Genomic DNA, 26306 nt, shown 5'->3' with positions numbered 1-26306 from the left:
AAGCGCATCGGCGGGGCAGCACGCCCCGGCCGGCATGAGGGAACCAGGCGTTGCACCTGCTGCGGCAAGAAACACGCACGCTGGACGAAACGGAGCTGGCTGAGGATCTCGGCCATGCCCCGGCCGACCTGGCGCTGCTGTCCTTCAGCGACAGCGACCTCGCCGCCGCCGCGGCCGGCTGGCAGGCGCTGCCCGAACCGCGGCCGACGCTGCGCCTGGCCAGCCTGTCGCGCCTGCGCCATCCCATGTCGGTGGACCTTTACGCCGAGGACGTGCTGAGCCACGCGCGCTGCATCGTCATCCGCCTGCTGGGCGGCCTCGATTACTGGCGCTACGGGGCGGAGGAGGTGGCGGCGCTGTGCCGGCGCCGCTCCATCCCCCTGGCCATCCTGCCGGGGGATGGGCGGGCCGACGCGCAGCTCGCGGCGCTGTCCACCGTTCCGCCGGCGATGCATGGCCGGTTCGACGCCCTTCTGCGCGAGGGCGGGGCCGGGAACCTCGCCGCCGCCCTGCGCCTGGCCGCGCATTGCGCCGGGCTGGGGCCGGATGACGTGCCGGCCCCCCTGGCCCTGCCGGCCTGCGGCGAGCATCCGCTGGGGCGGGAGGAACCGGCCCCGCAGGCGGTCATCACCTTCTACCGCTCGCACCTGCTGGCCGGCGACATCGCGCCGATGCTGGCGCTCGCCGACGCCCTGCGCCAGCGGGGCCTGCGCGTGCGCGGCCTGTATGCCGCCAGCCTGAAGGACGCGGGCTGCGCGGATTTCGTGGCGCGGCGGCTGGCGGAATGGCGCCCGGCCGTGGTGCTGAACGCCACCGCCTTCTCGGCCCGGCAGGACGGCGCCTCGCCGCTCGACGCCGCCGGCGCGCCGGTGCTGCAATTGCTGCTCTCCGGCGCGCCGCGCGAGGCCTGGGCCGCCTCGGCGCGCGGCCTGGGACAGAGCGACCTCGCCATGCAGCTGGTGCTGCCGGAACTGGATGGGCGCCTCGCCACCACGGCCATCGGCTTCAAGCAGGAAGCGGCGCCGGTGCCCGGTCTGGACCATGGCCAGACGGTGCTAGCGCCGGATGCCGGGAACATCGCCCTGGCGGCGGACCGGGCCCTGGGCTGGGTGCGGCTCGCCGCCACGCCGCGCGCGGAACGGCGGATCGCCGTGCTGCTGTCCGACTACCCGGCGGTGGGTGGGCAGGAAGGCCATGCGGTGGGGCTGGACAGCTTCGCCAGCCTTGCCGCCCTGCTGCGGGATCTGCGGGATGCCGGATACGACACGGAAGCGCCGGACGCCGCGCATCTGGCCCGCGCCCTGACCACAGCCCCCGCAACCCCCTTCCTGGACCTGGCCGGCTACGCAGCGCTGTCCGCCACCCTGCCCGCCCCCCTGCGCGAGGCCATCGCCGCCGCCTGGGGCGCGCCGGAAGACGATCCGGCCGTCCGGGCGGGCGGCTTCGCGCTGCGCCACCTTCGCCTCGGGCGGGCCACGGTGGCGGTGCAGCCGGATCGCGGCAGCCGGCTCAACCGCCGGGAAGGCTATCACGACGCGGACACGCCGCCGCGCCATGGCTTCGTGGCCTTTCATCTGTGGCTGCGGGCGCGGCATGACGCGCTGCTGCATCTCGGCACGCATGGCATGCTGGAATGGCTGCCGGGCAAGGCCGCCGCGCCCTCCGCCGCCTGCGCCCCGGCCGCCCTGCTGCGCGGGATGCCGGTGATCTACCCCTTCATCGTCAACAATCCGGGGGAGGCCGCCTATGCGAAGCGCCGCCTCGGCGCGGTCACGCTGGGTCATCTGACGCCGCCGCTGCGCGCCGCCGGCCAGCATGGCGCGGCGCTGGAGCTGGAACGGCTGATCGACGAATACGCCGCCGCCGACGGCCTCGACCGCCGCCGCGGCGCCATCCTGCGGCGGGAAATCCTCGACCGCGCCGAGGCCACCGGCCTGCTGGCGGAAGGCAACATCCCGCGCGGCCTGCCGGAGGAGGAAGCGCTGGCCCGGCTGGATGCCTGGCTGTGCGACGTCAAGGAAATGCAGATCCGCGACGGGCTGCATGTCTTCGGCCGGGCACCCTCCCCCGAGCGGCGGGATGCCCTGCTCGCCGCCCTGCCCGCCGGCACCGATCCGGCGCGGCTCGATGCCTCCGCCGGCGCCGAGCGGGACGCGGTGCTGGCCGCCCTCGATGGCCGATTCGTGCATCCCGGCCCGGCCGGGGCGCCGACGCGCGGCCGGGCCGATGTGCTGCCCACCGGCCGCAACCTGTTCAGCATCGACCCGCGCGGCGTCCCCAACCGCTCGGCCCTGGCCCTGGCCGAAAAGGCCGCCGCCGAGCTGCTGCGTCGCCACCGGCAGGATCATGGCGACTGGCCGCGCTCCCTGGTGATCGACCTTTGGGGCAGCACCACCCTGCGCACCGGCGGCGAGGACCTGGCGCTGGCCCTGGTGCTGATGGGGGCGAGGCCGGTCTGGGACGCCGCCTCGGCCCGCGTCACGGGGGTGGAGATCCTGCCGCTGGCGCTGCTGGACCGGCCGCGCGTCGATGTGACGCTGCGCATCTCCGGCCTGTTCCGGGATGCCTTTCCCGCCCAGATCGCCCTGTTCGACGAGGCGGTGCGCGCCCTCGCCGCGCGGGCCGAGGAGGACAATGGCTGGAACCCGCTGGCCGATGCCGCGCGCGGGCTGGGCGGGGCGGCGCTGCGCCAGGCCACCGCCCGCATCTTCGGCGCCGCCCCCGGCAGCTACGGCACCGGGCTGGAGGACCGCATCGCGCGTAGCGCCTGGACCAGCCGGGCCGATCTGGGAAGCGCCTATCTGGACGGCTCCGCCGCCGCCTATGGCCGCGGCCTGGACGGCGCGCCGCAGCGCGAGGCCCTGGCCGGCCGGCTGCGCACCGCCGACGCCATCCTGCACAGCCAGGACCATGCCGAGGCGGACCTGCTGGACAGCCCCGACTTCGCCGCCCACCAGGGCGGGCTGGCCGCCGCCGCCACGGCGCTGGGCGCCGATCCCGCGCTCTACCACGCCGACACCAGCACCCCCGACGCGCCGCGCATCCGCGCGCTGGAGGAGGAGATCGCCCGCGTGGTGCGCGGCCGCGCCGCCAACCCCGCCTGGATCGCCGGCATGATGCGCCACGGCCAACAGGGCGCGCTGCACATCGCCCGGGGCCTGGAAGGGCTGCACGCCTTCGCCGCCACCCTGCCGGCGCGGCTCGACCGCCAGTTCGACCTGCTGTTCGAGGCGACGCTGGGCAATCCCGCCGTGGAAGCCTTCCTGGCCGAGCACAACCCGGCCGCCCTGGACGCCATGCGCGCCCGCTTCGCCGAGGCGCGGGAGCGGGGTCTGTGGCGCCCGCGCCGGAACAGCGTGCCGTGACGCCGCGCGGCTGGTGCCCTTCGCTGTTCGAGCCGATGCGCGCGGAAGATGGCTGGCTGACCCGCATCAAGCCGCCGCGCGGGCAGATCACCGCGCTCCAGGCCCGCGCCATCGCGGCCGCCGCGCCCGCTGGGATCGAGCTGACCCAGCGCGGCAACCTCCAGCTTCGCGGCTTCGCGGAAGCGGGCCTGGCGCCCTTCGCCCTGGCGATGCAAGCGGCAGGGCTTGCCAGCGGCGAGGCCGGCATCGAGCGGCGGCGCAACATCATCGCCCCGCCCCTGCTCGGGCATGATCTCGGCATCGCGCCGAATGCCGCGGCATGGCTTGAGGCGCTGGAAGCCGTTCTGGCCGACGACGCCCTGGCGGCGCTGCCGGGCAAGTTTGGCCTTGCCCTGGATGCCGGCGGCGCGCTGCCGCTGCACGGCGTGGCGGCCGACATCACCCTGCGCCTGGATGCCGGCGGGGCGGCCAGCCTGCACATCCCCGGCGCCATGGCGCGCGGCGCGGCGCCCGGCCATGTCGCCACGCTGATCCGCGCCTTTCTGGCGGTTCCGGGCGCGCGGCGGATGCGCGACGCGACGGCGGCCCTTGGCGCCGCCGCCCTGATTCGCGCGGCCGGGCTGCGGCCCGAGCCCCCGATGCCCGAGCCGCCTGCGCCACGCGCCATCGGCCTGCTTCCCGGCGCCACCGGCTTCGGCCTGCCCTTTGGCCAGATGGGCGGCGATGAGCTGCGCCACCTGGCCAGTCTGGCGGAGCGTGCCGGGCCCGGTGCCCTGTGCATCACGCCCTGGCGTGCCATCCTGCTGCCGGGGCCTTCCGACCCTGGCCTGCTGAGCGCCGAGGCCGGCCGCTTCATCACCGATCCCGGCGACCCGCGCATGCTGATCCGCGCCTGCCCCGGCTCGGCCGGCTGCGCCAGCGGCGGGGCCGACACGCGCGCCGCCGCCGCCATCCTGGCGCGGCATCCCCGCCCGCCGGGCTTGCTGCATCTGTCCGGTTGCGCCAAAGGCTGCGCCCATCCGGGGCCGGCGGCGCTGGTGCTGGTGGCGCAGCCCGACGGGCGCTACGCCCTTGTGCGGGACGGCCGCGCGGGTGACGCGCCGGCGCGGCGAAACCTTTCCCTGGCCGAGGCAGCGGCGGAGCTGGAGCGATGACCCACGACTACATCCGCGATGGCGCGGCCATCTATGCCAGGTCCTTCGCCATCATCCGCGCCGAGGCCGACCTCGCGCGCTTCTCGGCGGCCGAGGCGCGGGTCGCGGTGCGCATGATCCATGCCTGCGGCCTGGTGGAGGTGGCGCGCCATATCCGCTTCGCCCCCGGCTTCGCCGAGGCCGCCCGCGCCGCCCTGCTGCGCGGCGCGCCGATCCTGTGCGACGCGAAGATGGTGGCGCAGGGCATCACCCGCGCCCGCCTGCCGGCGGAGAACGAGATCCTCTGCACCCTGGCCGACCCGGGCGTGCCGGAACGGGCGGCGGCGATCGGCAACACCCGCTCGGCCGCCGCGCTGGATTTCTGGGGCGACAGGCTCGGCGGCGCGGTGGTGGCGATCGGCAACGCGCCCACCGCGCTGTTCCGCCTGCTGGAGCTGATGGATGCCGGGGCGCCGCGCCCGGCCGCCATCATCGGCCTGCCGGTCGGCTTCGTCGGCGCCGCCGAAAGCAAGCAGGCGCTGGCCGACGACAACCGCGTTCCCTGGATGATCGTCGAGGGCCGGCAGGGCGGCAGCGCCATGGCCGTCGCCGCCGTCAACGCCCTGGCCTCCGAGCAGGAATGATCCCGGGGAACATGACAGGCACGCTGCACATCCTGGGCGTCGGCCCGGGCGATCCGGAGCTGGTGACGCTGCGGGCCGCGCGCATCATGGCCGCCGCGCCGGTCTTCGCCTGCTTCGCCAGGCGCGGCCGCGCGGGCCATGCCCGCTCCATCGCCGCGCCGCACCTGAACCCGGCGGCGGAGGAGCTGCGCTTCGAATATCCCTACACCACCGACCTGCCGGTGGATGACCCCCGCTACCCGGCCGCCATGACCGCCTTCTACGACGAAAGCGCCGCCGCCATCGCCGCGCATCTGCGCGCGAGCCGCGACGTGGCGCTGCTGTGCGAGGGCGATCCGTTCCTTTACGGCTCGGCCATGTATCTGTTCGACCGGCTGCGCGGCGCGCACCCCGTGGCGGTGACGCCCGGCATCACCGCCATGTCCGGCTGCTGGTCCCGCGCGGCCTCGCCGATGGTGCATGGCGACGACATCCTGTCCGTGCTGCCCGCCACCCTGCCGGCGGAGGAACTGGCCGGGGCGCTGCGCCGCTGCGACGCCGCGGTGGTGATGAAGCTTGGCCGCAACCTGCCCAAGCTGCGCGCCGTGCTGGACGAGCTGGGCCTGACGGGGCGCGCCATCTATGCCGAGCGCGGCTGCATGGAGGGCGAGCGCATCCTGCCGCTGGCGGAGCGCGACACCACCCCCGCGCCCTATTTCGCGCTGGTGCTGATCCCTGGACGGCAGGGCACGCGATGAGCGGCTGGCTCCGCATCATTGGTCTCGGTCCCGGCGCGGCCTCGCTGCGCACACCGGAAGCGGAGGCGGCGCTGGCCGAGGCCACCGACATCCTCGGCTACGGCCCCTATGTGGCGCGGGTCGCGGCGCGGACGGAGCAGCGCGTCCATCCCACCGACAACCGGGAGGAGCTGGACCGTGCCCGCCATGCCCTGGAACTGGCGGAAACCGGCGCCCGCGTCGCGGTGGTGTCCTCCGGCGATCCCGGCGTCTTCGCCATGGCGGCGGCGGTGTTCGAGGCGGTGGAGCACGGCCCCGCCCCCTGGCGCGACCTGGACATCCAGGTGCTGCCAGGCATTTCCGCCATGTTCGCCGCCGCCGCCCGGCTCGGCGCGCCGCTCGGGCATGATTTCTGCGCCATCTCCCTGTCGGACAATCTGAAGCCCTGGGAATTGGTCGAAAAGCGGCTGCGCCTGGCCGCCGAGGCCGGCTTCGTGCTGGCGCTCTACAACCCGATCTCGCGCGCCCGGCCCTGGCAGCTCGGCCGCGCCTTCGCCCTGCTGCGGGAGCACCTGCCGGGCACCGTGCCGGTGGCCTTCGCCACCGCCATCTCCCGCCCCGAGGAGCGCATGGTGCTCAGGCCGCTGGCGGAGGCCAATCCGGCCCTGGCCGACATGCGGACCCTGGTGCTGGTGGGCAGCGCGGCCACGCGGATGGCCGGGCGGTTCCTCTACACCCCCCGCTCGGCGGCCAGCGCATGAAGCCAGCCCAGCGCCGCCGCGACATCCGGCACGGTACGCAGCCCCGCCAGCGGCGGCGGGCGGCGCAGCAGGATCACCGCCGCGCCGCTTTCCCGCGCCGCGTCCAGCTTGGCACCGGTCGCCGCGCCACCGGAATTCTTGGCCACCAGCGCCTCGATGCGATGGGCGCGCAGCAGGGCGCGCTCCGCCTCCAGGCCGAAGGGACCGGTGGCGGAAAGCACGATGGCGCCTGGCGGCAGCAATTCGGGCGGCGGCGGGTCAACGGAGCGGATCAGGTAGTGGTGCTGCGGCGCCATGTCCCGGAAGGGCGGCAGTTCCTTGCGGCCCACCGCCAGGAAAACGCGGCGCGGCGCCTTCCCCAGCGCGGCGGCGGCGTCCGCCATGCTGTCCACCTCCCGGTCGCCGGGTTGCACCGGCCAGGGCGAGCGGTCCAGCCGCAGCAGCCTCGTGCCGGCAAGGGCGGCGGCGGCGGCGGCGTTGCGGGTCATCTGCGCGGCGAAGGGATGGGTGGCGTCGACCAGCGCATCCACGCGCTCCGCCCGCAGATACGCCGCCAGCCCGGCCACGCCGCCGAAGCCGCCGATCCGCGTCGGCAGGGGCTGCGCCCGCGGCGTGCTGGTGGCGCCGGCCAGGGACAGGGTCGCCTGGAAGCGCGCATCCCCGCCGAGGGCGCGGGCCAGGGCCGAGCCTTCCGTTGTTCCCCCCAGCAGCAGAACCCGCATAACTCCCCGCGATGACCGATCCATGGCTGTTCATCCTGGGCATCGGTGAGGATGGCGTCGAGGGCCTTTCCCCCGCCGCCGCCACGCTGCTGCGCCAGGCCGAAGCGGTGTTCGGGGGCCGGCGCCACCTGGCCCTCGCGGCGCCGCTGATCCGGGGCGAGCCGCATCCCTGGCCCAGCCCGATGGCCGATGGCTACCCGGCGCTGCTGGCGCGGCGCGGCCGGCCCACGGTTGCGCTGGCCTCGGGCGACCCGTTCTGCTTCGGCGTCGGCGCCACCCTGGCGAGGCAGGTGCCGCCAGGCGAGTTCCTGTGCATCCCGGCGCCTTCCGCCTTCGCCCTGGCCCGTGCCCGGCTGGGATGGGCCGCGCAGGATTGCGCCACCCTTTCCTTCTGCGGCCGCCCGCTGGAGCCGGTGCTGCCGCTGCTGCAGCCCGGCGCCCGCATCCTGGCCCTGTCGGCCGATGCCGGAACGCCCGCCGCCCTCGCCGCGCTGCTGACGTGCCATGGCTTCGGCCCGTCCCGCCTGCACCTGCTGGAAGCGCTGGGCGGCCCGCGCGAGCGCCAGCGCAGCGCCACCGCCGACACCTTCGCACTGGAAGCCGGTCCGCTGAACCTGCTGGGCATCGAGGTGGTGGCCGGGCCGGAGGCCCGCATCCTGCCCCTGGCTCCCGGCCTGCCGGAAGCCTTGTTCGAACAGGATGGCCAGATCACCAAGCGCGAGGTGCGGGCGGTGACGCTCTCGGCCCTGGCACCGCGGCAAGGGGAGTTGCTGTGGGATGTCGGCTGCGGCTCCGGCTCCGTGGCCATTGAATGGATGCTGCGCCACCCTTCTCTGCGTGCCATCGGGCTGGAGCCGCGCGCGGACCGCGCCGCGCAGGCCGCGCGCAACGCCCTGGCCCTCGGCGTGCCGGCGCTGCGGGTCATCGAGGCGGCGGCGCCGGTCGGCTTCGACGGCCTACCCACCCCCGATGCGGTGTTTCTCGGCGGCGGCGCCAGCCATCCCGGCGTGCTGGAAGCGGCCTGGGCCGCGCTGCGCCCCGGCGGGCGGCTGGTGGCCAACGCCGTGACGCTGGAAACCGAGGCGGTGCTGATCGCGGCGCATCGGCGCTGGGGCGGCAGCCTGACGCGGATCGGCGTGGAAAGGCTGGATTCCGTCGGCACCCTGCATGGCTACCGCCCGCTGATGACCGTGACCCAGTATGCCGTGCAGAAACCCGCCGATCCGCGCCCGGCGGCGGTGGCCGGAATCGGCGCCCGCCCTGCCGCCGCCGCCGCCGACATCGTAGCCCTGGTGCGCGGCGCGGAGGCGCTGTCCGGCCACCGCGTCACCCGGTTGCTCGCCCCCGGGTTCCGCCGCGATGTGCCAGCGCTGGCGGAAGCGGCCTCGGCGCTCGGCCTGCCCCTGGCCTTCGCCGCGCGAGAGGCCATCCTGGCGGCGCAAGGCCATTGCCCCACCCGTTCGGCGGCGGCGCTGGAGGCCACCGGCATCGCTTCCGTGGCGGAAGGCTGCGCCCTGGCCGGCGGCGGCGCCCTGGTGCTGCCGCGCATCGACGGCCCCGGCGTCACCTGCGCCCTGGCCACGGAGCGGAACGCATGACCGTCCACTTCATCGGCGCCGGCCCCGGCGCGCCGGACCTGCTCACCCTGCGCGGGCGCGACCTGCTGGCCGCCTGCCCGGTCTGCCTTTACGCCGGCTCCATCGTGCCGCCGGAAATGCTGCGACACTGCCCGCCCGATGCGCGCAAGGTGGACACCGCTTTCCTCGACCTCGACGCCATCGAGGCGGAGTTCCGCCGCGCCCACGCGGCCGGCCAGGATGTGGCGCGGCTGCATTCGGGGGATCTTTCCGTCTGGTCGGCGGTGGCCGAGCAGGCGCGGCGCCTCGACCGGCTGGGCATCCCGTGGAGCATGACGCCAGGCGTGCCGGCCTTCGCCGCCGCCGCCGCCGCGCTGGGGCGGGAGCTGACGGTGCCGGCCCTGGCGCAGAGCGTGGTGCTGACGCGGGTTTCCGGCCGCGCCTCCCCCATGCCGCCGGGCGAAACGCTGGATGCCTTCGGCGCCACCGGCGCGACCCTGGCCATCCACCTCGCCATCCACGCCCTGCCGGGCATCGTGGGGGCGCTGCGCCCGCTGCATGGCGCGGATTGCCCGGTGGCCATCGTGGTGCGCGCTTCCTGGCCGGACCAGCGCATCCTCCGCGGCACGCTGGGCGACATCGAGGCGAAGCTGGCCGCCGAGCCGGCGGAACGGATGGCGGTGATCCTGGTGGGCCGCGCGCTGGAGCCGGGGGATTTCCGCGACAGCGCGCTGTACAGCACGGATTACCGGCGGCGCTTCCGGTGAGCGGGCCCGAACCGGCGGCAACCGCCGCCCGCCCCTTCGGCTCAGGCGTGTTTAGCTCAGGCGCGCGCCAGCAAGGCGCCGTCTCGCCCGAACAGCGCCACATCGACGGCGATGCCGGTGCCGGCCACCACCTGCCGCGCCACCTCCCGCGCCCGCGCCGCCACCGCCGCCGGCAGGGCGATGCCCTGCCCCTGCGCCAGGGTGAAGGCTTCCAGCGCGGTGTTGGCGGCGGCGATCCGCGCGGCAAGGGCCGCGTCCGCCCCCGCCTCCCGCGCCAGGGCGGCAAGGGCTTCCAGGTCCACCGTGCCGCGCCGCGAATGCAGGTCCAGCCGCCCCTGCGCCAGCTTGGTCAGCTTGGCCAGGCCGCCCGCCACGGTGACGCGCGGCACGGGATGGGCGCGCAGGTATTTCAGCATGCCGCCGACGAAATCGCCCATGTCGATCAAGGCCTGTTCCGGCAGGTTGTCCAGTTGCCGGATCGCCGCCTCGCTGGTGCTGCCTGTGGCGCCGGCCAGGTGATCCAGCCCGAGGGCACGGGCCACGTCGATGCCGCGATGGATGGAATGGATCCAGGCGGCGCAGGAATACGGCACCACCACCCCTGTGGTGCCGAGCACCGACAGCCCGCCCAGGATGCCCAGCCGGGGGTTCATGGTCCGCTCGGCGATGCGGGCGCCGCCGGGGATGCTGATCTCGACATGCGCATCGGCCTCCGCCCCCGTGATGCCCTCACTGGCGATCTCGGCCAGGGCGGCGCGGATCATGGCGCGCGGCGCGGGGTTGATGGCGGGCTCGCCCACCGGCAGCGGCAGGCCTGGCAGCGTCACGGTGCCGACGCCCTCGCCAGCGGCGAACACCACGCCGCTGCCCGGCGGCAGCCGCCGCACCGTGGCGCGGATCAGCGCGCCATGCGTCACGTCCGGGTCGTCCCCCGCATCCTTCACCACCGCCGCCATGGCCCCGCCACCTGGCAGCAGGGCGTGCTCCGCCAGGGCGAAGGCCGGCTGCTCGCCGCGCGGCAGGGTGATCCGCACCGGGTCCGGGAAGGCGCCGCCGCGCAGCGCGGCATAGGCTGCCTTGGCCGCCGCCGCGGCACAGGCCCCGGTGGTCCAGCCACGGCGCAGCGGGCGATCCTGGTCTTGCACCCGGCGAGCATTATCCCCCCTCGCCCCGCCTGTCATGCGGGAGCCGCGCGGTGAACCGGCTGGTGATGCTGGAGGCGCTGCTGGGCCACCGCCCGCCCGTGCTGCCACCGGGCCATGTTTGGCTGGTCGGCGCCGGGCCTGGCGATCCGGGGCAGCTGACGCTGGATGCCGTGGCGGCGATCGCCCAGGCCGAGGCCCTGGTGCATGACGATCTGGTGGACCCCCGCATCCTGGCCCTCGCGCCCGAATCCGCGACACGGCTGTTCATGGGCAAGCGCGGCGGCCGCCCCTCGGCCCGGCAGGCGGACATCATCGCCGCGCTGATCCGCGAAGCTCGCCTCGGCCGCCGGGTGGTGCGGCTGAAGGGGGGCGATCCCTTCGTGTTCGGGCGTGGCGCGGAGGAAGCGCTGGCGCTGGCCGATGCCGGCATACCCTGCCGCATCGTCCCGGGGCTGACGGCCGGGCTGGCTGGACTGGCCGCCGCCGGCATCCCGGCCACGCAGCGCGGCGTCAACCAGGCCGTGGTGCTGGCCACCGGCCATGCCGCGGCGGGGGCGGAGGATGCGCTGGACTGGGCGGCACTGGCGCGACTCGGCCAGCCCCTCGTGCTTTACATGGCCATGCGGCGGCTGCCGGAGGTGGCGGCGGCGCTGCTGCGCGGCGGCCTGCCGCCCGGCACGCCGGCGGCGGCGGTGGCCGAGGCGACCACCCCGCGGCAGCGCAAGGTGGTCTCGACGCTCGGGAACATCGTCGATGCTGTGCGGCGGGCGGGCCTGGCCGCGCCCGCCATCGTGGTCATTGGCGGCGTCGTCGCCACGGCGGCCGCCCTGGCGCAGCGGCCAATGGCCGATTCCCCCGGCCAGCCGGGCGGACCGGAGGCCGGGCTGGGCTGAACCCGCCCGGACCCGTTCAGCGGCCCCGGCGCGCCGGGGCCGCCTTGGCGGGAGTGGTCACCGGCTTCGCCGAGTTGGCGGCCGGCGTTACCACCGGGCGGGCGGGCTGCGCGACGGCAGGCACCGCGGCGGCCGTGGCCGGCTGCGCCCCGCCCTCGACCTTGGCATTGACCCGCACCGAGGTGGAGCCGGGCAACAGCCGCACCACGAAGCTGTCCTCGCCCACGAAGCCGGGATCGGGGATGTAGTCGATGCGGGTCCAGTCGCCGACGGCCTGCACCCGCACGCGGCCATGCGCGGCGCGGCTGGTCAGCAGCCCGGCATCGAACGGCTCCGGCCCGGGGCGGGACACGCGGAGGCCGCACCAACCGCCATCATTGCCGAGGGTCATCGGCACCTCGGTCTGCTGCGCGTCCACCAGGCGGGGATTGTCCGCCACGGTGCAGGACTTGGCCGCCCCCATCATGTCGGCGGCATAGACCGGGCGGGCGGACTGGCTCAGCGGCGCATCGTTCTTGGCGCAGGCGGCCAGCGCGGCCGGCGCGAGCAGCGCCAGCCACAGGCCGGCGCGGCGGAAAGCGGACATCATCAGCGTGAAGCTCTCCGGGTGGAGCGTGCCGGGGCCGCGGCGGGCTGGCTGCTGCCGGCGCAGATGCCGACGGAAGCCGGGATCAGGTCCTTGGCGGCGGCGTAGGGGGCCAGTTCGGCGGCGGAAGGCAGCGCCATCACCTCCTTGAACAGGGCGGCGTTGCGGGCGCAGAAATCCGCGCCGATGCGGTTGGCTTCCTGCGCGCGCGCATTGGCCAGGTTGGTGATGAAGGTGTCGTTGGCGCGCTGCCCGGCGCGGCGGTCGCGCCCGGTGAAGTGCCGGATCACCGCTAGGTCGTTGCTGGCGAGCTGCGACTGGTAGCGGCGGATGAAGTTGTTGTAGGGCTGATCGGCCTGACAGGTGGTGGCGACCACCATCAGCTCCGTTTTCAGCGCCGAAATCTCGAACATGCGCTGCGCTTCCTCATCGGCGCAGCGGAACGGCGCCGCCATGGCGCCGGAGGAGGCGCACAGCGTGCCCACCGCCAGCAGGCCGGCCAGGACGCGGCGCAGCAGCGGGGTGGATGGCCGGGCGGGGTGCGTCTGCGGAAGGTGGCGCTGGACCATGCCCTTCTCTTCTCCAATCGTGAATGGCTGGCAACCGGGGCGCAGCCGGCGGTGCGAGGCCCGGGCGGCAGGTGCTGCCCGGCCGGTGGCTGTAAATACCGCGCCGTGCCCTGCCAGAGCAAGCAAGACATCAGGGTTTGCGCGATTCTGCCACGCAATAAATCAACCCGTTATGCAGGATTGCTGAGGCGTCATCTGCAGATGGCGGGCGCCTGCGCGGCGGGGCCGAAACATGCTATCCGCGGCGCATGAGCCTCGCTTCCCCCTTCCCGCCAATGGCCGCCCGAGGGCTGGTGATCGGCGCCGCCCGCTCCGGCAGCGGCAAGAGCACGCTGATGCTGGCGCTGCTGGCGGCGCTGCGGCGGCGCGGCGTGGCGGTGGGCGCCGCGAAATCAGGGCCGGACTACATCGACCCCGCCTTCCATTCCGCCGCCATCGGCCGCCCCAGCCCCAACCTGGACAGCTGGGCCATGCCGCCCGGCCTGCTCGGCGCCACGGCCGCAACGGCGGCGGCCGGCTGCGAGCTGCTGCTGGTGGAATCGGCCATGGGCCTGTTCGACGGCGCGGGGCCGGAAGCCGGGCGGCAAGGCAGCGCCGCCGATCTGGCCGCCCGCTTCGGCTGGCCGGTGCTGCTGCTGCTCGACATCTCGGGCCAAGCGCAATCGGCCGCCGCCATCGCCCGGGGCTTCGCCGCCCACCATCCGGCGGTGCGCGTCGCGGGCGTGGTGCTCAACCGCGTCGGCAGCGAGCGGCACCGGCGCGGCGCGGCCGATGCCATCGCCGCGCTGGGCCTGCCGGTCTGGGGTGCCCTGCCGCGTGACGCCACCATCGCCCTGCCGGAGCGTCACCTCGGCCTGGTGCAGGCGCGCGAGCTGGGCACCCTGCCCGCCCTGCTGGAACGGCTGGCGGCGCTGGCGGAGGCGCATCTCGACCTCGACGCCATCCAGGCGGCGGCGGGCGGCGCCGTGCCAGGGGCGGCGGCCCGCCCCGCCCTGCCGCCGCCAGGGCAGCGCGTCGCCGTGGCCGAGGATGCCGCCTTTTCCTTTCTGTACCCGCACCTGCTCGCCGGCTGGCGCGGCGCTGGGGCGGAGATCCGCACCTTCTCACCCCTGGCCGACGAAGCGCCGCCGGATGATTGCGATTCCTGCTGGCTTCCCGGCGGCTATCCCGAGTTGCATGCCGGGCGGCTGGCGGCGGCGGCCCGCTTCCGCGCAGGCCTCCGAAGCTTCGCGGAAACCCGCCCGGTGCATGGCGAGTGCGGCGGCTTCATGGTGCTGGGCCAGGGGCTGGAGGATGCTGGGGGCGAGCGGCACGCCATGGCCGGGCTGCTCGGCCATGCCACCAGCTTCGCCCGGCGGCGCATGAATCTCGGCTATCGCGAGGCGCGGCTGCTGGCCGATGGCCCCCTGGGCCATGCCGGCCAGGTGCTGCGCGGCCACGAGTTCCATTACGCCAGCGTCAGCGATCCCGGCACCGATCCGCCCCTGGCCGAGTTGCGGGACGCGCAGGGCGCGGTTCTGGGTCCGGCCGGCGGCCGGCGCGGCCGGGCCAGCGGCAGCTTCTTCCACGCCATTGCGCTGCAGGAATCCTGATGCCTGACTTTCCCACTCTGGCCGCCCTGCGCGCCGCCGCCCTGGCGCCCTCCGCCGGCGATGATGCCGCCGCCGGGGCCGTCATTGCCCGGCAGGCGGTGCTGACCAAGCCCCCCGGCAGCCTGGGCCGGCTGGAATCGCTGGTGGCCTGGCTGGCACGCTGGCAGCGCCGCCCGGTGCCGCGGCTGCAGCGCGTCCAGGTGCTGGTCTTCGCCGGCAATCACGGCGTCGCGGCGCAAGGCGTATCGCCTTATCCGGCGGCGGTGACGGCGCAGATGGTGCATAATTTCGCCGCCGGCGGCGCCGCCATCAACGCGCTTGCCGCGCAGGCCGGCGGCGCCCTGCGGGTGGTGCCGCTGCGGCTGGACCGCCCCACTGCCGACTTCACCGCCGCCCCCGCCATGACCGAGGCCGAATTCCTGGACGCCGCGCAACAGGGCGCCGCAGCGGTTCCGGCGGAATGCGACCTGCTGTGCCTGGGCGAGATGGGGATCGCCAACACCACCGCCGCCGCCGCGCTGGCGGCGGCGCTGTTCGGCGGCACCGGCTGGGCCGGGCGCGGAACCGGCCTCGACGCGGCGGGGGTCGCGCACAAGGAGGAGGTGGTTCGGGCCGCGCTGGCCCGCCATGCCGCCGCCCTGGACGACCCGCTGGAAGTGGCCCGCCGCCTGGGCGGGCATGAGCTGGCGGCGATCCTGGGCGCCACCCTGGCGGCGCGGCGGCGGGGCATCCCGGTTCTGCTGGACGGCTTCGCCGTCACGGCCGCGGCGGCCCCGCTGGCCCTGCTGGCGCCGGATGGGCTGGACCATGCGGCGGCCGCCCATCTTTCCGCCGAGTCCGGCCATCGCCGGCTGCTGGCGGCGCTGGAGATGACGCCGCTGCTCGATCTTGGCCTGCGGCTGGGCGAAGGCTCGGGCGCGGCGCTGGCCGTGCCGCTGCTGCGGGCGGCGCTGGCCTGCCACACCGGCATGGCGAGCTTCGCGGAAGCCGGGGTGGCGGGCCGCGCCGCATGATCCACGCCCCATGATCCGGGCCCGCCTGGCGGAGATCGGCGCCGCTTTCGGCCTGTTGACCCGGCTGCCCGTCGGCTGGCTACCCGTGCCAGAGGCGGCCAATGGCTATGCCCGCGCCGCCTGGGCCTGGCCACTGGCCGGCGCGGCGCTCGGCGCCCTGGCCGGGGCGGTGCAGGCCGGGCTGGTGGCGGCCGGCCTGCCGCCTTCCCTGGCCGCGCCCTGGGCGATCGCCGTGCTGCTGCTGGCCAGTGGCGGGCTGCATGAGGACGGGCTGGCCGACACCGCCGATGGCTTTGGCGGCGGCGGCGGCCGGGAGCGCAAGCTGGCCATCATGCGGGACAGCCGCATCGGCAGCTTCGGCACCCTGGCGCTAATCCTGTGTCTCGGGCTGCGCGGCACGGCGCTGGCGTTGCTGGCCGCGCCATTGCCGGCCATGGCGGCCGCCGGGGCGCTGGCCCGCCTGGCCATGCTGCCGCCCTTGCTGTTCCTGCCGCCTGCGCGGCGCGACGGGCTGGCGGCCGGGCTGGGCCGGCCCGGCCCTGTTCCGGCTATTGCCGCGCTGGCGGTGGCCACCGGCCTGGCGCTGCTGCTGCTGCCCGTCCAGGTGGCCTGGCCGGCCCTGCTGGCGGCATCCGGCGCCGCGGTGGCGTTGAGCTGGCTGGCATGGCGCCAGATTGGCGGGCAGACCGGCGATGTGCTGGGGGCCACCGCCATGGTGGCCGAATGCGCGGTGCTGACGGCCCTCATCGCATCGGGCTGAACAGCACGCTTCCTGGCGGCTGCGCCGGCGACAGCAGGTCCGGCTCCATGCCCGCCAGCAGCGCGCGCAACACCTTCAGCGAGCCTCCATGCGCCACGATGATGGCGGCGTCCGGCAATTCGGCATGGAAGGCGCGCAGCCTCGCCACCAGCGCCGCGCCGCTTTCCCCCCCGGGCGGCGCGAAGCCCCAGGGATCGGCCGCCCATTCATCCAGGGCGGGGCATGGCACGCTATCCCAGGGCAGGCCTTCCCAGGCGCCGAAATCCAGTTCCCGCAGCCTGGCATCGAGGCGGCATGGCAGGCCGGATGCCGCCCCGATCGTGTCCGCCAGGCTGCGGCAGCGCCGTGCCGGGCTGCTGATCAGGTGGCGCGCCGGGAAGCCGCGCAACGCGGCCAGCACCGCCTCCGCCCCTTCATTCCCCCCCGCCGGAAGGTCGAGGCGGCCATAGCAAAGGCCCTCCGCATCCACCGGCAGGTGGCGGACCAGCGCATGAGCGTGGGAGGCGAGCACACCCATCGGGATCATCCTGTCAGGATCGTGACCGTTTCATGTCTGCGGCAATGCAACAAAAGCCGCTGGTCCGTGTTTCAATGCCGCCATGCACAGAAGCGGGCCGCGTCACCGTCCGAGCCTGCCGGAGGAAATCTTGCACATCGCCTCACTTCATCCTTTCCCCGCGGTTCCGGAAACAACGGAAAGCCGGGCCGGCCGCCTCGGCGTGACGGAACAGGCGCGCCAGGATGCGCTGCGCCGCATTCCTGGCCCGGGCCTGCCGCTTGCCGGACAGATCCTGGTCGCCTTCCCCACAGGGGCCACTCCACCCGCCGCGCCCCGCTGACGCACAGGCCAGTCCGGGCGTCAGCCGCCGACGCGATAGACCGTGACATCCCGCTTGTCGCGGTCTTCCAGTTCCCGCGTGGTGGGCACGCTGAAGCGGGCCACCGCCACCAATCCTTCGCGCGGCAGATAGGCCCGCCCCGGATCGGCCAGCAGGACCTCCACCCCATCGGCCGCGAGGCGGCGCAGCCAGGGCATGATGTGCCCGGTCATCGGCGCCTCGTAGCAGACATCGCCGGCCAGCACCGTGTCCCAGCGCCGCGCCGCGCCCACCACGTCCCCTTCCGCTTCCCGCACGGGGACACGGTTATGGGTGGCGTTGAGCCGCGTGGCCGCGAGGGCCAGCGGATCGATCTCCGCCGCTTCCACCAGCGCCGCGCCGGCCCGCGCCGCCGCGATCGCGGCCAGCCCGCCGCCGGCGGCAAAATCCAGCACCCGCCGCCCCGCCACGGGAACCACGCCGTCCAGGATCAGCCGCGCCAGCGCCTGGCTGCCGGGCCAGGCGAAGGCCCAGAAGGGCGGCTCGATCCCCGTCTCGGCCAGCCAGGCCTCGGTGGCCTGCCAGATCGGGGTGATCTCCGTGGCGAGGTGAAGCTCGATCTCGGGCACCAGGGGCGGCCGGGCCAGCGCGGTGTGGGCGATGATAAAGGATGCCGCGTCGGGCGGGTTCACAGCCGGCCGATCAAGAAGGCCAGCGCCACCAGCAGCCCGACCTCCCGGTTGCGCTGGAACAGCTTCAGGCACAGCGCCCGGTCGTGGATGTCGAGGCGGCGGATCTGCCAGCCCAGCACCAGCGCCGGCAGCAGCAGCGCCGGGTAGAACAGCGCCCCCGCCCCGCCCAGGAAGCCGGCCAGCAGCAGCAGCGCCACGGTTCCGGCATAGCAGGCCAGCAGGAAGGGCGCGGTGTTCTCGCCGAAGCGGCGGGCGGTGGAGCGGACGCCGACCAGCGCGTCGTCTTCCCGGTCCTGGTGGGCGTAGATGGTGTCGTAGCCCAGGATCCACAGAAAGGCGGCGGCGTAGAGCGCCAGCGCCGCGCCATCCAGCCGCCCGGTGGCCGCCGCGTAGCCCATCGGCGCCGCCCAGGAGAAGGTCAGCCCCAGCACCGCCTGCGGATAGTCCGTCACCCGCTTGGCCAGGGGATAGAGCGCCACGGGAACCAGCGACACCACGCCCAGCAGCCAGCAAAGCGGGTTCAACTGCAACAGGATGGCCAGCCCCACCAGCAGCAGCAGGCCCAGAAAGGCCAGCGCCTGCTTCGGCCGCACCGCGCCGGATGCCAGCGGCCGCTCGGCGGTGCGGCTCACCTTGCGGTCCAGGTCGCGGTCCCACAGATCGTTCACCACGCAGCCCGCGCCCCGCATCACCACGGAGCCGAGGCCGAACAGCGCCGCCAGCCACACCCCTTCCGCCCAGCCCGGCGCCGCGAGCGCGAAGGCCCACAGCCCCGGCAGGAACAGCAGCCAGGAGCCGATCGGCCGGTCCAGCCGCATCAGCAGCGCATAGGGTTGCCAGCGATCGGGGAGTTGCGCGACCCAGCCCCTGGCGCGGATATCGGTGTACGAGTTCACCGCGCCATTTGCCCCGCCGGAGCCCCGCATGTCCATCCCGCGTCTGTTTGCCGAGGCCGAGCTGTCCGAAGGACTGGAAGTGCCCGCCCTGCCCGGCCAGGGCCATTATCTCGGGCAGGTGATGCGGAAACGGGAAGGCGATCCGGTGGTCCTGTTCAACGGCCGGGATGGCGAGTGGCGCGCCCGCATCGCCGCCATCCGCAAGGACCGTGCCAGCTTCATCCCCGAGACGCGGCTGCGCGAACAGAGCAGCGGCCCTGACATCCGCCTGCTGCTGGCCCCCGTGAAGCGCGATGCGCTGGACTGGACGGTGGAAAAGGCCACCGAACTCGGCGTCCGCCGCATCCAGCCGGTGATCACCGCCCGCACCGTGGTGGGCCGCGTCAACACCGACCGCTTGCGCGCCATCGCCCGCGAGGCCGCGGAGCAATGCGAGCGGCTGGACCTGCCCGACATCGCCGAGCCGCTGGACCTGCACGCCGCCCTGGATGCCTGGGATGGCGCGCCCCTGCTGGTTGGCGATGCGCGTGGCAATGCACGCCCCCTTGGCGTGGTTTTGGCCGGAAAGGCGCCTCCGCTCGGGCTTCTGGTCGGGCCGGAGGGGGGTTTCACCGGGCAGGAGCTTGACGCGGTGCGGCGTCGTCCCTTTGTTTCACCGGCCGCGCTCGGCCCACGGATTCTGCGGGCGGAGACGGCGGCGGTCGCGGGGCTTGCCGTGCTTCAGGCACTGGCGGGAGACTGGGCCGTTCCCATCTGAGGCTCCACGCCACCTGCCCTGGCGTCCTGTGAGGTCATTGATGTCCAATCCCGGTGAGGCCGACCTCACACCGATCCAGCACCCGCGTCAGCTCGCCGAATGGTTCGCCGCCGGCTCCAAGCCGCGCGAACATTGGCGAATCGGCACGGAGCACGAGAAGTTCGGCTTCCGCCGCGACGACCTGTCCCCGCCGCCCTATGAGCCGGGCGGCATCCGCGCGATGCTGGAAGGGCTGGGACGCTTCGGCTGGGAGCCGATCCTCGACAATGGCAATCCGATTGGGCTGAAGCGCGGCGGCGCCTCGGTCAGCCTGGAGCCGGGCGGGCAGTTCGAGCTGTCCGGCGCGCCGCTTCCCGACCTCCATGCCGCCGAGGCGGAGCTGCGCGGCCACCTGGACGAGGTCCGGCAGGTGGGCGCGGCCCTCGGCCTCGGCTTCGCGCCGCTGGGCTTCCACCCGCTGGCGAAGCGGGAGGAGATGCCGTGGATGCCGAAGGGGCGCTACGCCATCATGCGGCAATACATGCCGCGGGTCGGGTCCATGGGGCTCGACATGATGCTGCGCACCTGCACGGTGCAGGTGAACCTCGATTTCGGCGCCGAGCCCGACATGGTGGAGAAGCTGCGGATCAGCCTGGCGCTGCAGCCGCTTTCCACGGCGCTGTTCGCCAATTCCCCCTTCACCGAAGGGCGCCCGAACGGGCTGCGCAGCCTGCGCGGACGCGTCTGGACCGAGACCGACCCCGACCGCACCGGCATCCCGGCCGTGGCCTTCGAGCAGGGCTTCGGCTTCGAGCGGTTCGCCGACTGGGTGCTCGACGTGCCGATGTATTTCATCATGCGCGAGGGCCGCTGGATCGATTGCGCCGGCGCCTCCTTCCGCGACTTCATGGCGCGCGGCCTGCCGGAGCATCCGGGCATCGAGGCCACGATGGGCGACTGGGCCGACCACGTCACCACCGTGTTCACCGATGTGCGCCTCAAGCGGTTCCTGGAGATGCGCGGCGCGGATGCCGGCAGCCCGGAGATGATGCAGGCCATGCCCGCCTTCTGGGTTGGGCTGCTGTATGACGATGCGGCGCAGAAGGCGGCCGCCGCCCTGGTGCGGGAGTGGCCTGTGGCCGAATTGCAGGCGCTTCGCATTGCGGTGCCGGAACGGGCGCTGGAAACCCCGTTCCGCGGTCGCGCCCTGCGCGACTGGGGCCGCGACGCGGTGGCCATCGCCCGCCAGGGCCTGCGGGCACGGGGGCTGGGGGAGGAGCGCTACCTCGCCCCGCTGGAAGCCGTGATCGAAAGCGGTGAAACCCAGGCCGACCGGTGGCTGCGGCTCTGCGCCACCGAATGGAATGGCGCGGTGTCGCGGGTGCTGGACGCCGCCGCGATCTGAGCGGCCCCGTTCAGGCGCGGGCGGGCCAGCACATGTCGGCCAGTTCCGGGGTATGGCGGCAGGCGCAGTCCCAGACCATGGCCATGGCCGCCGGCACGCTGGTCGCGGTGCCGCGAAGGGTCACGTCGTCCTCCACGCTCATCAGCACGGTGATGCCGCCGGCGTCGCGTTGCAGCAGCAGGGCGATGTCCCGCTCCTCCCAGCAATCGGGCGACAGCAGCAGCGTCACTTCCCCTTCCGAATCGACATGCGGAAAGGCGGTCCATTTCCCGGGCAGGGCACGGCATTCCTGCGTGATGGCGGACAGTTCCCGCTCGGTGAAGCGGGTGGTGACGGCGGGTTCGTCGCACGTTCCGTGCTGATCACCGGACTCGGTCGGAAGGGTCATCATGGCGGTGCAATCTGGCCAATAAAGGTGAATAACTCTTAAAGAAGATGAGTCGCTCACGGATTGCTGAACGTTTCCTTCAGCAATGCCCGATTCGGCGACAATGGTTCACAATTCGTTCCTGGCGACTGGCGATTCGCCCCTGGCTTGCCCACATTGCTGCCCAACCTCATCCTCCGTTTCGCGTTCCGGGGCCTGCCGCATGAACCTGATCATCCCTGCCGCCACCCCCTTCGTGCCGCCGAAGCGCCCGGCCCCACCCTCCACACGCCCCTTGCAGGTGGTTTCGCCCTATGAGCCGGCGGGCGACCAGCCCGCCGCCATCGGGCAACTGGTGGAAGGGCTCAGGCAGCGGGAACGCGACCAGGTGCTGCTGGGGGTCACCGGCTCGGGCAAGACCTTCACCATGGCCAAGGTCATCGAGCAGGTGCAGCGCCCGACCCTGATCCTGGCGCCCAACAAGACGCTGGCGGCGCAGCTTTACGGGGAGATGAAGTCGTTCTTCCCCGAGAACGCGGTGGAGTATTTCGTCAGCTACTACGACTACTACCAGCCTGAAGCCTATGTGCCGCGCTCCGACACCTATATCGAGAAGGACGCGCAGATCAACGAGCAGATCGACCGCATGCGCCACTCGGCGACGCAGGCGCTGCTGGAGCGCAGCGACGTGGTGATCGTGGCCTCGGTGTCCTGCATCTACGGCATCGGCTCGGTTGAGCTGTATTCCAACATGGTGGTGAAGCTGCAGGTGGGCGGCCGCATCGCGCGGGAGCAGCTGCTGAAGGCTCTGGTGGAGCAGCAATACCGCCGCAACGACGCCGCCTTCCAGCGCGGCACCTTCCGGGTGCGCGGCGAAACGGTGGACATCTGGCCCTCCCACCTGGAGGACCGCGCCTGGCGCGTCTCGCTGTTCGGCGACGAGGTCGATTCGCTGCGCGAGTTCGACCCGCTCACCGGCGAGGTCGCCGGCGAGATGGAAAGCATCGCCGTTTACGCCAACAGCCACTACGTCACGCCACGCCCCACCCTGCTGCAGGCGATCCGCGACATCCGCATCGAGCTGAAGCAGCGGCTGGAGGAGCTGAACGCCGAGGGCAAGCTTCTGGAAGCGCAGCGTTTGGAGCAGCGAACCACCTTCGACCTGGAGATGATGGAAACCACCGGTTCCTGCAAAGGCATCGAGAATTATTCCCGCTACCTGTCGGGCCGCGGCCCGGGCCAGCCGCCGCCGACCTTGTTCGAGTACCTGCCGGACAACGCCCTGCTGATCGTCGACGAGAGCCATGTCACCGTGCCGCAGATCGGCGGCATGTACCGGGGCGACTTCGCCCGGAAATCCATCCTGAACGAGTTCGGCTTCCGCCTGCCTTCCTGCATGGACAACCGGCCGCTGAAATTCGAGGAATGGGAAAGCTTCCGCCCCGACACCCTCTTTGTCAGCGCCACCCCCGGCCCGTGGGAGATGGAGCGCACCGGCGGCACCTTCGCCGAGCAGGTGATCCGCCCCACCGGGCTGATCGACCCTGTCTGCGAGATCCGTCCCGTCGAGGGCCAGGTGGATGACCTGCTGGCCGAATGCCGCGACACCATGGCCAAGGGCGGCCGGGTGCTGGTGACGACGCTGACCAAGCGCATGGCCGAGGACCTGACGGAATACATGACGGAAGCGGGCATCAAGGTCCGCTACCTGCATTCGGACGTGGACACGCTGGAGCGGATCGAGATCATCCGCGACCTGCGCAAGGGCGTGTTCGACGTCCTGGTGGGCATCAACCTGCTGCGCGAGGGCCTGGACATCCCGGAATGCCGCCTCGTCGCCATTCTGGATGCCGACAAGGAAGGCTTCCTGCGCTCCACCACCTCGCTGATCCAGACCATCGGCCGCGCCGCCCGCAACGCGGAGGGCCGGGTGGTGCTCTACGCCGACCGCATGACCAACAGCCTGCGCAACGCGCTGGAGGAAACCGAGCGCCGCCGCGCCAAGCAGCAGGAATGGAACGCGGCGCATGGCATCACGCCGCAAACCATCACCCGCCAGATCAGCGACGTGCTGCAATCGGTCTATGAGCAGGACTACGTCACCGTGGCGCCGACCGGCGCCGAGGAAGGCGGGCCGATGGAGTTCGTCGGCAAGGATCTGCGCGCCTCGATCGCCGAGTTGGAGAAGAAGATGCGCGCCGCCGCGGCCGACCTGGAATTCGAAACCGCCGCCCGGCTGCGCGACGAGATCAAGCGGCTGGAAAAACTGGAACTCGGCCTCGATTCCGCGCTGGAGCCAAACCTGGCCGGCCGTTCCATGAACCCCGCCGCGCCGAAGCGGGGCGGCAAGGCGGATTGGAAGCCCAAGCCGCTCGGCCCCGGCGGCGGGGGCTATGATCCCGAGAAGAAGCGCGGCGGACGCCGGCGGGCGGCCCGCTAACCGCCTTCCCGCAGGCTGCGGGAAGCTGCCTGTTCTTGCGTGGCGGGACGTGCTGTGAGAAGATTTTCGCGCATCGCGCGATGTGCTGGATCGGCATCATTGCTCCCAGGGGGTTGGGCCCGGGGAAAACCCTCCGAGGAATCTGAATGAGCGAGACTTTTCCGCCTTCTGCTCCAAGCACGCAGATGCTTGCGAGCCTGGAAGCAGGCATCCGTGCGCTGCAGGACAGGCTGGCGGCGATGGATGCCTCGCTGAACCGGCGCATCAACGGGCTTGAGGCGCAGCTGGCGCAGCTGAGCAACAGCCACACCCTGTATCTCGGGGAACACGAGGCCCTCACCCGCCTTTACACCGGCCATCGCATCTATGTGGACACCCGCGATGTCGGCATCTGCTCCCACCTGATGCTGGATGGCCGCTGGGAACCCTGGATCGAGAAGGTGATCGCCAGGGCGGTGAAGCCGGGCATGACGTTTCTCGATGTGGGCGCCAATTTCGGATACTATACGCTGCTGGGCGCGGCCTGGGTCGGCGCCACGGGGCGGGTGCATTCCTTCGAGGCCAATCCCTCGATCTTCCGCCACCTGTCCAAATCGGTGTCCATCAACGGATTCAATGACCGGGTCAGGCTGCACAACCTGGCGGTGCACAACACCGAAGGCGTGCTGCGCTTCTCCTACACCGATGACTATTCGGGCGGCGGCTCGACCATGGGTGTGCCGGAGGGCGCGCATCAGGTGGAGGTCCGCGCCCTGCCGCTCGACACGGCGCTGGCCGGCCTGCCCACCGTGAACGTCATGAAGGTGGATGTGGAAGGGGCCGAGCCTCATGTGTTCCAGGGCGCCAGGGCGCTGATGGACCGCTCCCCGGACCTGACGCTGGTGGTCGAGTTCCACGAGGGCAGCACGCGCCCGGTGCTGCCGCCGCTGCAATACCTGCAAAGCTTCGTGGACCAGGGCTTCAGCCTGGCGCTGATCGAGCCCGACGGCCTTTCCCTCACCATGTCGCCGCAGGAGGTCCTGACCAAGCTCAATGGCGAGCTCGGCTACCTGCACATGACGCGCGGCTACTGAGCGGGGAGCCAGGGCTGCCCAAGGGGCCGTTCAGGCCCCGCTTTCCATCGCCTGCCCGGCCCGGTGGCGCCGCAGCAGCCAGAAGCCGATCGCAGCGGAGCCCATGAACAGCCCGCCGGCCAGCCAGAGCTGCGCCGAGCGGTCCACCGCCACGCCGGCGCCGGCCAGGGCGAAGATGGCGGTTTGCGGCACATAGCCCACCAGCGACGCCGCCAGGAACGGCAGGGCCGGAATGCCCGACAGGCCGGCCAGCAGGTTCAGTGCCAGATTGTTGCCAACCGGCAGCAGGCGCAATGCGAGGGTCGCCTGGAACGGGCTGCCCGCCAGGACGTCGCGCAGCGTCCGCAGCCGCCGCCCGAAGCGGCCCGCCAGCCGTCGCTCCGCCCAGTCCCGCCCCACCAGCCTGGCCCAGCCATAGGTGGCGGTGCAGCTCAGCCCCTGCGCCAGCAGCGCCAGCGCCCCGCCGGTCCAGGGCCCGAAGGCATAGCCGCCCAGAAAGGCCACGGCCTGCCGCGGCACGCCCACCGCGGCGGCCACGGTGCCCACCACCACATAGGCGATCTCGCCGCGCAGATCCTGCTCCAGGCCGAACCGGCGCACCCAATCCTGCGCCGCGGCGCCCCCGGGCGTCGCGCCGAATTCGCGCAGCAGCCAGCCCGCCAGCCCCAGCCCCGCCGCCAGCAGCAGCGCCTTGCCCAGCGCGGCCAATGGCCTGGACCGGGAAACCTTCCCGGCCGGCTCGGCTGTCATGGGCGCAGCTGCGGCCGCTTCCAGCGCCGCTGCAGCCACATGACGCCCAGGATGTCCACCATTCCCACCGCCAGCCGGTCCAGCGTGCCGTAATTGGACTGCCCCCGCATGCGCGGGCGGTGGTTCACCGGCCGGCTGACCACCCGCCCGCCCTGGCGCAACACCAGCGCGGGAAGGAAGCGGTGCATGTGGTCGAAGGCGGGCAGGCTGAGGAACAGCGCGCGCGGAAACAGCTTCAGGCCGCAGCCGGTGTCGGGCGTGGCATCGCCCAGCAGCCTTGCCCGGATGCGGTTGGCGAGGCGGGAAGACAGGCGCTTCACCTGGTTGTCCCGCCGCGTGGTGCGCCAGCCCGCCACCATCAGCGGCGGCAGGTCGGGCCGGCTTTCCGCCTGGGCGAAGCGCCACAGGGCGGGAATGTCGGCCGGATCGTTCTGCCCATCGCCATCCAGCGTCGCGATCCAGGCGCCGGCCGCCGCCCGCACCCCGCTGACAATGGCCGCCGACTGGCCGCAGGACGCCGCATGGGTCAGCACCCGCAGCGTCGGCGTGGAGGCCGCCAGCGCCGCCAGCACCGCGCCCGTGTCGTCGCTGGAGCCGTCATTGACGTAGATGATCTCATGCGCGACGCCGACCAGGGCGGCGGAAATCTCCGCCACGAGCGGCCCGACATTAGGTGCCTCGTTGCGCACCGGCACCACGACCGACAGGGCGGGCGGCTCGGCGACGATGGCCGGGCCCGGAGGGGCGGCAACGGAAGGGCGCGCGAGGTCCGACATGGCGGCGCGGGGTAGCAGGCAGCAAGGGGACCGACAAGGGAGGCCATCGCGGGGGTGACCTTCCGCGCCGGTATTCCGGCCATCCGCCAGGTGGGCAGCCCCCCGCGTGA

Annotated in this window: 26 protein-coding genes and 1 pseudogene; 17 read left to right on the top strand and 10 right to left on the bottom strand. The window is 73.2% G+C overall.

Annotated elements, in window-relative coordinates; all coding sequences use genetic code 11:
* The first annotated feature begins 50 nt into the window (after window positions 1–50).
* Genes cobN through cobJ form a run of 5 tightly spaced genes read left to right on the top strand, consistent with a single transcriptional unit; the run spans window position 51 to window position 6619 of the window.
* Window positions 51–3365: a cobaltochelatase subunit CobN gene (gene cobN / locus F0Q34_RS18195; protein WP_149813677.1), complete on the top strand. Its 3315-nt coding sequence runs from the start codon at window positions 51–53 to the stop codon at window positions 3363–3365.
* Entirely contained in the window at window positions 3335–4519 is a 1185-nt protein-coding gene (gene cobG, locus F0Q34_RS18190) for a precorrin-3B synthase (RefSeq protein ID WP_149813676.1), read from the top strand. The genes cobN and cobG overlap by 31 nt, the downstream gene beginning before the upstream one ends.
* On the top strand, window positions 4516–5142 hold the full coding sequence (locus tag F0Q34_RS18185) for a precorrin-8X methylmutase (RefSeq protein WP_149813675.1): 627 nt from the start codon (window positions 4516–4518) through the stop codon (window positions 5140–5142). The genes cobG and F0Q34_RS18185 overlap by 4 nt, the downstream gene beginning before the upstream one ends.
* A gap of 11 nt (window positions 5143–5153) precedes the next feature.
* Window positions 5154–5879: a precorrin-2 C(20)-methyltransferase gene (locus F0Q34_RS18180; protein ID WP_149813674.1), complete on the top strand. Its 726-nt coding sequence runs from the start codon at window positions 5154–5156 to the stop codon at window positions 5877–5879.
* Window positions 5876–6619, top strand: a complete 744-nt coding sequence (cobJ, locus tag F0Q34_RS18175; protein WP_149813673.1) for a precorrin-3B C(17)-methyltransferase — start codon at window positions 5876–5878, stop codon at window positions 6617–6619. Before F0Q34_RS18180 ends, cobJ begins: the two co-directional genes overlap by 4 nt.
* Here the strand turns inward: cobJ and F0Q34_RS18170 are convergent.
* Window positions 6589–7365, bottom strand: a complete 777-nt coding sequence (locus F0Q34_RS18170; RefSeq protein ID WP_241665573.1) for a cobalt-precorrin-6A reductase — start codon at window positions 7363–7365, stop codon at window positions 6589–6591. The genes cobJ and F0Q34_RS18170 overlap by 31 nt on opposite strands.
* Here F0Q34_RS18170 and cbiE point away from each other — a divergent pair.
* The 3 genes and pseudogenes from cbiE to cobM form a co-directional block, all read left to right on the top strand.
* A pseudogene (cbiE, locus tag F0Q34_RS18165) lies at window positions 7353–8558 on the top strand (precorrin-6y C5,15-methyltransferase (decarboxylating) subunit CbiE); the annotation flags it as partial. The gene F0Q34_RS18170 and the pseudogene cbiE overlap by 13 nt on opposite strands.
* Window positions 8532–8939, top strand: a complete 408-nt coding sequence (locus tag F0Q34_RS22375; RefSeq protein WP_241665575.1) for a cobalamin biosynthesis protein — start codon at window positions 8532–8534, stop codon at window positions 8937–8939. The pseudogene cbiE and the gene F0Q34_RS22375, both read left to right, overlap by 27 nt.
* The gene (cobM, locus tag F0Q34_RS18160; RefSeq protein ID WP_149813671.1) at window positions 8936–9685 is read left to right on the top strand and encodes a precorrin-4 C(11)-methyltransferase; all 750 of its coding nucleotides are present in this window, start codon (window positions 8936–8938) and stop codon (window positions 9683–9685) included. Before F0Q34_RS22375 ends, cobM begins: the two co-directional genes overlap by 4 nt.
* Window positions 9686–9741: 56 nt before the next feature.
* On the opposite strand, the gene F0Q34_RS18155 is transcribed toward cobM, so the two are convergent.
* Entirely contained in the window at window positions 9742–10866 is a 1125-nt protein-coding gene (locus F0Q34_RS18155) for a cobalt-precorrin-5B (C(1))-methyltransferase (RefSeq protein WP_149813670.1), read from the bottom strand.
* Between the two features lie 14 nt (window positions 10867–10880).
* Between F0Q34_RS18155 and cobA the strand changes: the two genes are divergently transcribed.
* Window positions 10881–11723, top strand: a complete 843-nt coding sequence (gene cobA, locus F0Q34_RS18150) for a uroporphyrinogen-III C-methyltransferase (protein WP_241665571.1) — start codon at window positions 10881–10883, stop codon at window positions 11721–11723.
* Window positions 11724–11739: 16 nt separating this feature from the next.
* Here cobA and F0Q34_RS18145 read toward each other — a convergent pair whose 3' ends face one another.
* The gene (locus F0Q34_RS18145; protein ID WP_149813669.1) at window positions 11740–12312 is read right to left on the bottom strand and encodes an Ig-like domain-containing protein; all 573 of its coding nucleotides are present in this window, start codon (window positions 12310–12312) and stop codon (window positions 11740–11742) included.
* Window positions 12312–12878 (bottom strand): hypothetical protein, encoded by a 567-nt coding sequence (locus F0Q34_RS18140; RefSeq protein ID WP_149813668.1) that lies wholly within the window; start codon window positions 12876–12878, stop codon window positions 12312–12314. The genes F0Q34_RS18145 and F0Q34_RS18140 overlap by 1 nt, the downstream gene beginning before the upstream one ends.
* A 248-nt stretch (window positions 12879–13126) precedes the next feature.
* Between F0Q34_RS18140 and F0Q34_RS18135 the strand changes: the two genes are divergently transcribed.
* The 3 genes from F0Q34_RS18135 to F0Q34_RS18125 are packed head-to-tail and all read left to right on the top strand — an operon-like array spanning window position 13127 to window position 16243.
* Window positions 13127–14470 (top strand): cobyrinate a,c-diamide synthase, encoded by a 1344-nt coding sequence (locus tag F0Q34_RS18135; RefSeq protein ID WP_241665570.1) that lies wholly within the window; start codon window positions 13127–13129, stop codon window positions 14468–14470.
* Window positions 14470–15483 carry a nicotinate-nucleotide--dimethylbenzimidazole phosphoribosyltransferase gene (cobT, locus tag F0Q34_RS18130; RefSeq protein ID WP_149813667.1) on the top strand — a complete coding sequence of 338 codons (1014 nt, stop codon included), beginning with the start codon at window positions 14470–14472 and terminating at the stop codon, window positions 15481–15483. The genes F0Q34_RS18135 and cobT overlap by 1 nt, the downstream gene beginning before the upstream one ends.
* A gap of 10 nt (window positions 15484–15493) precedes the next feature.
* Entirely contained in the window at window positions 15494–16243 is a 750-nt protein-coding gene (locus F0Q34_RS18125) for an adenosylcobinamide-GDP ribazoletransferase (protein WP_149813666.1), read from the top strand.
* On the opposite strand, the gene F0Q34_RS18120 is transcribed toward F0Q34_RS18125, so the two are convergent.
* Window positions 16227–16760: a histidine phosphatase family protein gene (locus F0Q34_RS18120; protein ID WP_241665569.1), complete on the bottom strand. Its 534-nt coding sequence runs from the start codon at window positions 16758–16760 to the stop codon at window positions 16227–16229. The genes F0Q34_RS18125 and F0Q34_RS18120 overlap by 17 nt on opposite strands.
* Before the next feature lie 130 nt (window positions 16761–16890).
* Here F0Q34_RS18120 and F0Q34_RS18115 point away from each other — a divergent pair, with 130 nt between their 5' ends.
* Entirely contained in the window at window positions 16891–17082 is a 192-nt protein-coding gene (locus F0Q34_RS18115) for a hypothetical protein (protein WP_149813664.1), read from the top strand.
* Window positions 17083–17102: 20 nt separating this feature from the next.
* On the opposite strand, the gene F0Q34_RS18110 is transcribed toward F0Q34_RS18115, so the two are convergent.
* Window positions 17103–17753 (bottom strand): class I SAM-dependent methyltransferase, encoded by a 651-nt coding sequence (locus tag F0Q34_RS18110; protein ID WP_149813663.1) that lies wholly within the window; start codon window positions 17751–17753, stop codon window positions 17103–17105.
* Window positions 17750–18685, bottom strand: coding sequence for a 4-hydroxybenzoate octaprenyltransferase (gene ubiA / locus F0Q34_RS18105; RefSeq protein ID WP_149813662.1), 936 nt, complete (start codon window positions 18683–18685; stop codon window positions 17750–17752). Before ubiA ends, F0Q34_RS18110 begins: the two co-directional genes overlap by 4 nt.
* Between ubiA and F0Q34_RS18100 the strand changes: the two genes are divergently transcribed.
* Window positions 18678–19406 carry a 16S rRNA (uracil(1498)-N(3))-methyltransferase gene (locus F0Q34_RS18100; RefSeq protein WP_149813661.1) on the top strand — a complete coding sequence of 243 codons (729 nt, stop codon included), beginning with the start codon at window positions 18678–18680 and terminating at the stop codon, window positions 19404–19406. The two genes, ubiA and F0Q34_RS18100, sit on opposite strands and share 8 nt — an antisense overlap.
* A gap of 40 nt (window positions 19407–19446) precedes the next feature.
* Window positions 19447–20790 carry a glutamate--cysteine ligase gene (locus F0Q34_RS18095; protein WP_149813660.1) on the top strand — a complete coding sequence of 448 codons (1344 nt, stop codon included), beginning with the start codon at window positions 19447–19449 and terminating at the stop codon, window positions 20788–20790.
* Between the two features lie 10 nt (window positions 20791–20800).
* Here the strand turns inward: F0Q34_RS18095 and F0Q34_RS18090 are convergent, their stop codons facing one another.
* On the bottom strand, window positions 20801–21181 hold the full coding sequence (locus tag F0Q34_RS18090) for a hypothetical protein (RefSeq protein WP_149813659.1): 381 nt from the start codon (window positions 21179–21181) through the stop codon (window positions 20801–20803).
* A 199-nt stretch (window positions 21182–21380) separates the two neighbouring features.
* Between F0Q34_RS18090 and uvrB the strand changes: the two genes are divergently transcribed.
* Together uvrB and F0Q34_RS18080 are read left to right on the top strand one after the other, a co-directional pair.
* A complete protein-coding gene (gene uvrB, locus F0Q34_RS18085; protein WP_149813658.1) occupies window positions 21381–23597 on the top strand; it encodes an excinuclease ABC subunit UvrB in 2217 nt (738 codons plus the stop codon).
* A 146-nt stretch (window positions 23598–23743) separates the two neighbouring features.
* Window positions 23744–24670 carry an FkbM family methyltransferase gene (locus tag F0Q34_RS18080; protein WP_149813657.1) on the top strand — a complete coding sequence of 309 codons (927 nt, stop codon included), beginning with the start codon at window positions 23744–23746 and terminating at the stop codon, window positions 24668–24670.
* Between the two features lie 30 nt (window positions 24671–24700).
* Here the strand turns inward: F0Q34_RS18080 and F0Q34_RS18075 are convergent, their stop codons facing one another.
* Both F0Q34_RS18075 and F0Q34_RS18070 read right to left on the bottom strand, forming a co-directional pair.
* Window positions 24701–25420, bottom strand: a complete 720-nt coding sequence (locus tag F0Q34_RS18075; RefSeq protein ID WP_149813656.1) for a TVP38/TMEM64 family protein — start codon at window positions 25418–25420, stop codon at window positions 24701–24703.
* Window positions 25417–26196: a glycosyltransferase family 2 protein gene (locus F0Q34_RS18070; protein ID WP_149813655.1), complete on the bottom strand. Its 780-nt coding sequence runs from the start codon at window positions 26194–26196 to the stop codon at window positions 25417–25419. Before F0Q34_RS18070 ends, F0Q34_RS18075 begins: the two co-directional genes overlap by 4 nt.
* Window positions 26197–26306: the final 110 nt, after the last annotated feature.

The organism is Teichococcus oryzae (assembly GCF_008386565.1).
Taxonomy (GTDB): domain Bacteria; phylum Pseudomonadota; class Alphaproteobacteria; order Acetobacterales; family Acetobacteraceae; genus Pseudoroseomonas; species Pseudoroseomonas oryzae.
Note: the sequence above shows the minus strand (reverse complement) of the source record. Positions and strands in the feature narration are given on the sequence as shown.